Here is a 5,980-nt window from a genome sequence, read left to right as displayed (position 1 = left end):
CACCAGGGGCTGACCCCCGGGCCGCCATTCAAGGCCGCGCCGCCATTCAAGGCCGCGCCGCCATTCAAGGCCGCGCCGCCATTCAAGGCCGCGCCGCCATTCAAGGCCGCGCCGCCATTCAAGGCCGCGCCGCCATTCAAGGCCAGGCTGTCGATGGCGGCCGGGGCGAGCACCACGGTCGGACGGCCGGTGGCCCTCACGACCGGGCCGGGCGCCGCAGCCGGGCGGGGTGCCGCAGTTCGGCCAGGCACCACCGTCGGGTGGGGCGTTACGGTCGGGCCGACGGTGGCGCTGGCGGGCGGGGCTGATGCGCCGGTCGGCGTGGCCGGGTCGTCCGGTGACTCGGTCGCCGTCGGAGTGCCGGTCGGCGACGAGTCTGGTGGCGGCACGGAGAGGGTGGCGGTCGGCTCCGGCGAGGAGGCCGACCCGCCGGTCGGCGACGCGGTCGGCGAGGGACTGGCGCTCGGCGACGGGACCGGGGCCGACGTCCCGCGCGGCGGCCGCGATGCCGGTGGCGGCTCGGGATGCCGCGCCGACCCCGGTGCCGGCGCGTGCGGCGCCGCTCCCGGCACCACCGGCGTACGCGGCCCGGTCGGCCGAGCGGTCGGCGGCGCCGCGGTCACGGACGGGGCCGGAGTCGTGGCCGTCAGCGCCGGTTGGCTCGCCACCGGCAGCGGGATCACCACCGGGCCCACCGAGGGCGTCGGGATGAACGGGGTGCTGCTGTCCGGCAGGGCCGAGCTTCCGACGGTGGCCGACCCCGTGCTGATGGCGGCGAGGATCGGCATGGACGCGGTGCCGGCAAGCAGGGCGACGGTGAAGAGGTAACCCCGGGACGGCCCGCCGACGCCGGGCGCGCGGTGCGCGCCGACCACCCGCCGGTAACCGGCGGCCGGCCGGTGCCGGCCGAGGAGCGGCGCACCGGGATCTTCACCTGGCTCGGACACCGCACACCCCTCGTCGTCGTCATCGCGGAATCCCGGCAACCGGCGAGGCGGCCCGGAAGCGGCAAATCGCCCGCTCGGCGCGATCGCACCCGGTCAGCCTGGCTCAGTGACGCTACGTAGGCCAACCTCTTACAGCGTGTCGACACGCGTATATGGCCGAACGGTGACGAACCATCGCCGGATCGGCCGGGCGTCGCTCGAACCGACAGCCGGCGCATGCGGTAACGAAGTGGGCGCGGGCCCGATCCGGGCCGGCCGGACTGTGGGCCCGCTCACCTGTGATGCGAATATGGACCACGACGGCAACGCAGCCGCGACCTCCGCGCACCCTCGCGGAAGGCGCGGTTGGTCGCCGGCGCTCCCGAACCGGGTTCGGCCAAGAATCCGGCTCACGCCGCGCGGCAACCCCCACCGGGGCTAGGCGCGGTCGCCAGGAACCGGTCCGGCAGCAGCCGGACAGGCGCACGAGTTGCGCGGCCGGGTGACCCCCCGGTGCCGACGCAGACACGACAGGGAGAGACGGATGGCAAAGGGCGACCCCGGGGTCACCACCCGCGGCCGGCGGGCCACACCCCGGACCAGGAAGCGCGCGAGCGGCGACCCGGAGCTGGTGCAGCTGCTCACCCCCGAGGGCGAGCGGATCGAGAGCGTGACCGGGCCGGACGGCATCGAGTACCGCGCCGACTTCACCGACGAGGAGTACCGCGGGCTGTACCGCGATCTGGTGCTGGTTCGGAAGCTGGACGCCGAGGCCACCGCCCTGCAACGGCAGGGTGAGCTGGGCATCTGGGCCAGCCTGCTGGGCCAGGAGGCGGCCCAGGTCGGTTCCGGCCGGGCGCTACGGACGCAGGACATGGCCTTCCCGACCTACCGGGAGCACGGCGTCCTCTACTGCCGGGGCATCGACCCGATCATGCCGCTCGGCCTGTTCCGCGGCGTCGACCAGGGCGGCTGGGACCCGAACGAGTTCAAGTTCAACATGTACACGATCGTGATCGGGGCACAGACCCTGCACGCGACCGGGTACGCCATGGGCATCGCCATGGACGGCAAGACCGGCACCGACGAGGGCGAGGCGGTGATCGCCTACTTCGGCGACGGCGCCACCAGCCAGGGCGACGTGAACGAGGCGTTCGTCTGGGCCGGCGTGTTCAACGCGCCGATGGTCTTCTTCTGCCAGAACAACCAGTACGCCATCTCGGAGCCGCTGGAGCGGCAGACCCGCATCCCCCTCTACCAGCGGGCCGCCGGCTTCGGATTCCCCGGCATCCGGGTGGACGGCAACGACGTGCTGGCCACGTACGCGGTGACCCGCACCGCGCTGGACAACGCCCGGTACGGGCAGGGCCCGAGCCTGATCGAGGCATACACCTACCGGATGGGGGCGCACACCACCTCCGACGACCCGACCCGCTACCGCATCGCCAGCGAGGTCGAGGCGTGGCAGGCCAAGGACCCGATCGCCCGGATGAAGGCGTTCCTGACCAACCAGCAGCTCGCCGACGCCGACTTCTTCGCCGAGGTCGACGAGCAGGCCCGCCGCGAGTCGGTGCACCTGCGCGAGCGGGTGCTGGCCATGCCGAACCCGGAGCCGGACACCCTGTTCGACCACGTCTACCCCAACGGATCGCCGCTGCTGGACCAGCAGCGGGAGCAGTTCAGCCGGTACCTGGAGTCGTTCGAGGGGAGCGCCCACTGATGGCCACGGAGACCCTCACCCTCGGCAAGGCCCTGAACACCGGTCTGCGTCGCGCTCTGGAGAGCGACCCGAAGGTCGTCATCATGGGCGAGGACGTCGGCAAGCTCGGCGGCGTCTTCCGGATCACCGACGGCCTGCAGAAGGACTTCGGCGACCAGCGGGTGATCGACACCCCGCTGGCCGAGTCCGGCATCATCGGCACGGCGGTCGGCCTGGCCATCCGCGGCTATCGTCCGGTCTGCGAGATCCAGTTCGACGGCTTCGTCTACCCGGCGTACGACCAGATCGTGTCGCAGGTCGCGAAGATGCACTACCGCTCGCGTGGCAAGCTACGGATCCCGATGGTGATCCGGATCCCGTTCGGCGGCGGCATCGGCGCGGTCGAGCACCACTCGGAGTCGCCCGAGGCGTACTTCGCCCACACCGCCGGCCTGAAGGTCGTCTCCTGCGCCAACCCGCAGGACGCGTACGTGATGATCCAGCAGGCCATCGCCTCCGACGACCCGATCGTCTTCCTGGAGCCGAAGCGGCGCTACTGGGAGAAGGGGGCGGTGGACCTGGACGCGCCGCTGGCCGACGCGTACCCGCTGCACGCCGCCCGGGTCGCGCGGCCCGGCACCGACGCCACCGTGCTGGCGTACGGGCCGATGGTGCGGACCTGCCTGGACGCCGCGACCGCCGCCGCCGAGGACGGCCGGGAACTGGAGGTCATCGACCTGCGGACGCTCTCCCCGCTGGACCTCGGCGCGGTCTACGAGTCGGTGAAGCGCACCGGCCGGGCCGTCGTGGTGCACGAGGCACCGTCCAACGTCGGCCTCGGCGCCGAGATCGCGGCCCGGATCACCGAGGAGTGCTTCTACTCCCTGGAGTCCCCGGTGCTGCGGGTGACCGGCTTCGACACCCCCTACCCGGCCGCCCGGGTGGAGGAGGAGTACCTACCCGACCTCGACCGGGTGCTCGACGCCGTCGACCGCACCTTCGGCTGGTGAGCGGCATGTCCCGGATCAAGGAGTTCAACCTGCCCGACCTGGGCGAGGGCCTGACCGAGGGCGAGATCCTCAGCTGGCTGGTCAAGGTCGGCGACACCATCGAGCTGAACCAGCCGATCGTCGAGGTGGAGACGGCCAAGGCGGCCGTCGAGATCCCGGCGAAGTGGGCCGGCCGGGTGCAGGCGATCTTCCACAGCGAGGGCACCACGGTCGAGGTGGGCACGCCGATCATCGCGATCGACACCGACCCGGGCGCCGGGCCGGTGGACGCGCCGTCGACCGCCGCGCCGGGCGGAGACCTGCCCACCCCGTCGGCGGCCTCGCTGGCCGCGGTCGAGGTGGCCCCGGCCGAGGGCATGGTCGAGCCGGGCCTGATCGGGGGGCCCGCCCCGGGCGGACGTACGGCGGTGCTGGTCGGCTACGGCCCGCGGACCACCGCGGCGAAGCGCCGCCCCCGCAAGGGTGCGGTCCCGGAGCAGGCCCAGCCGGCCGCGGCGCCGGCCCCGGCCGCGCCGGTCCCGACCGCGCCGGTCCCGACCGCGCCGGCGGCGGGCACCAACGGGCACGCCGCACCGACCGGCGGGCTGGTGCTGGCGAAGCCGCCGGTGCGCAAGCTCGCCAAGGACCTCGGCGTCGACCTGCGCACCCTGACCGGGTCCGGTCCGCAGGGCTCGATCACCCGGGAGGACGTGCAGCGGGCGGCGAGCGGGGCCGCGCCGGCCGAGCTGCTCGCCGGTGCCGCGCCGGCCGTGGCGGCGGCGCGCTTCGGCGCCGACCGCGAACAGCGCATCCCCGTCAAGGGGGTACGCAAGCTCACCGCCGAGAACATGTCCCGCTCGGCGTTCACCGCCCCGCACGTCACGGAGTTCCTGACCGTCGACGTGACCCGGGCGATGAAGGCGCTGGACCGGCTGCGCACCCGGCGGGAGTGGCGCGACGTGCGGGTGTCGCCGCTGCTGCTGGTGGCCAAGGCCGTGCTGCTCGCGGTCAGGCGGCACCCGATGGTCAACTCGACCTGGGCCGGCGACGAGATCGTCGTCAAGGAGTACGTCAACCTGGGCATCGCGGCGGCCACCGAGCGCGGTCTGATCGTGCCGAACATCAAGGACGCGGGACGGCTGTCGCTTCGCGAACTGGCGGACGCACTGACCGACCTGGTGCAGACGGCGAAGGCGGGTCGCACCAGCCCGGCCGACATGTCCGGCGGCACCTTGACGATCACCAATGTCGGGGTGTTCGGGGTGGACACCGGCACGCCGATCCTGCCCCCGGGCGAGTCGGCGATCCTGGCCTTCGGCGCGGTGCGTGAGATGCCCTGGGTGCACAAGGGCAAGGTCCGCCCGCGTCAGGTCACCACGCTGGGGCTCTCCTTCGACCACCGGATCATCGATGGTGAGCTCGGCTCGAAGTTCCTGCGCGACGTGGGGGACTTCCTCGCCGATCCGGAGGCGGCGCTGCTCGCCTGGACCTGACGGGTTTCCGGCACCAGCGACGGCCGGTGTGCGCAGGGTGAACGCCCGGCACACCGGCCGTTGCCGTTGGATGAAGAAAACTGCTGGCGTTGCCAGCAGTAGCCTAAGATTCTTAGGCAGGTGTCTCAGCTCACCTAATAATCGATGGACGTTGCTCACGTCGTGCGCTTCAATGGAGACATCAAGGGGCTGACAACCGAATAGCCAGGAGCAGAGACACCATGAGCATGATCGAGCGAATCCGCAACCGCCGCGACGCCAACCGCCGCGCCCGCGCCATCGAGCACGCGCTGCGCTCCGCCAACTCGCCCGCGGTTCGCGACGAGATCCTCGCCATCGCCCAGCGTCACATGAGCTGACGCCACCCGACCTTCCGCACCTCCTCCACATCGACGACCCGCCCGGTCCACCCAGGCGGGTCGTCGGCGTTTCACACCGATTGACACCGGGATTCCACCTCGCCGCAGCGCCCGGTACGGTGGGGCTCGGCCGTCGCCCGCCGACCCCGTCCAGATCGAGCCGACCGGAACCGATCGACACGGTTCGGCGACGCGGAGCGACGGCCGGTGCTCCCCGCCAGCCCTCGAGCGGTCACCGGATACGGTGCGGGGAGCCGGCACGGCCGGCACCACCGGCGACGCCGGCCGCCCTGGCGAGCGGACCACCGGCGCCGGCGGCCGACAGGCGATGGAGGAGGCGCACGCATGACGTCCGAGGGCACGCACCACCCCGGCCAGGAGCCGGACGAGGTGTCGCCGGGCGCCGGCGGACCGGCGCCGTACGGCGACCGCCCGGCGCAGCAGGGCAACGGGTACGGCGTCGCCGCCCCCGATCTCGGCTGGGCGCCCCCGCCCCCGCGCGGGCACCAGCACC

5 protein-coding genes are annotated in these 5,980 nt (G+C 72.9%); all 5 read left to right on the top strand.

Annotated elements, in window-relative coordinates; genetic code table 11:
- Window positions 1–285 precede the first annotated feature (285 nt).
- The 5 genes from C1I99_RS33515 to C1I99_RS33510 all read left to right on the top strand — a co-directional run bounded on the left by C1I99_RS33515 (window position 286) and on the right by C1I99_RS33510 (window position 5,466).
- Complete coding sequence (locus C1I99_RS33515; RefSeq protein ID WP_199562417.1) at window positions 286–828, top strand: hypothetical protein; 543 nt, start codon at window positions 286–288, stop codon at window positions 826–828.
- Between the two features lie 642 nt (window positions 829–1,470).
- A complete protein-coding gene (gene pdhA, locus C1I99_RS28190) occupies window positions 1,471–2,646 on the top strand; it encodes a pyruvate dehydrogenase (acetyl-transferring) E1 component subunit alpha (RefSeq protein ID WP_111137239.1) in 1,176 nt (391 codons plus the stop codon).
- A complete protein-coding gene (locus C1I99_RS28185; RefSeq protein WP_111137238.1) occupies window positions 2,646–3,635 on the top strand; it encodes an alpha-ketoacid dehydrogenase subunit beta in 990 nt (329 codons plus the stop codon). The genes pdhA and C1I99_RS28185 overlap by 1 nt, the downstream gene beginning before the upstream one ends.
- A 5-nt stretch (window positions 3,636–3,640) precedes the next feature.
- Window positions 3,641–5,107 (top strand): dihydrolipoamide acetyltransferase family protein, encoded by a 1,467-nt coding sequence (locus C1I99_RS28180; protein WP_111137237.1) that lies wholly within the window; start codon window positions 3,641–3,643, stop codon window positions 5,105–5,107.
- Window positions 5,108–5,328: 221 nt separating this feature from the next.
- The gene (locus tag C1I99_RS33510; RefSeq protein WP_167180486.1) at window positions 5,329–5,466 is read left to right on the top strand and encodes a hypothetical protein; all 138 of its coding nucleotides are present in this window, start codon (window positions 5,329–5,331) and stop codon (window positions 5,464–5,466) included.
- The last annotated feature ends 514 nt before the right edge of the window (window positions 5,467–5,980 follow it).

Source organism: Micromonospora deserti, assembly GCF_003236335.1.
In the GTDB taxonomy this organism is placed as follows: domain Bacteria; phylum Actinomycetota; class Actinomycetes; order Mycobacteriales; family Micromonosporaceae; genus Micromonospora; species Micromonospora deserti.
This window is presented reverse-complemented; position numbering and strand designations above follow the sequence as displayed.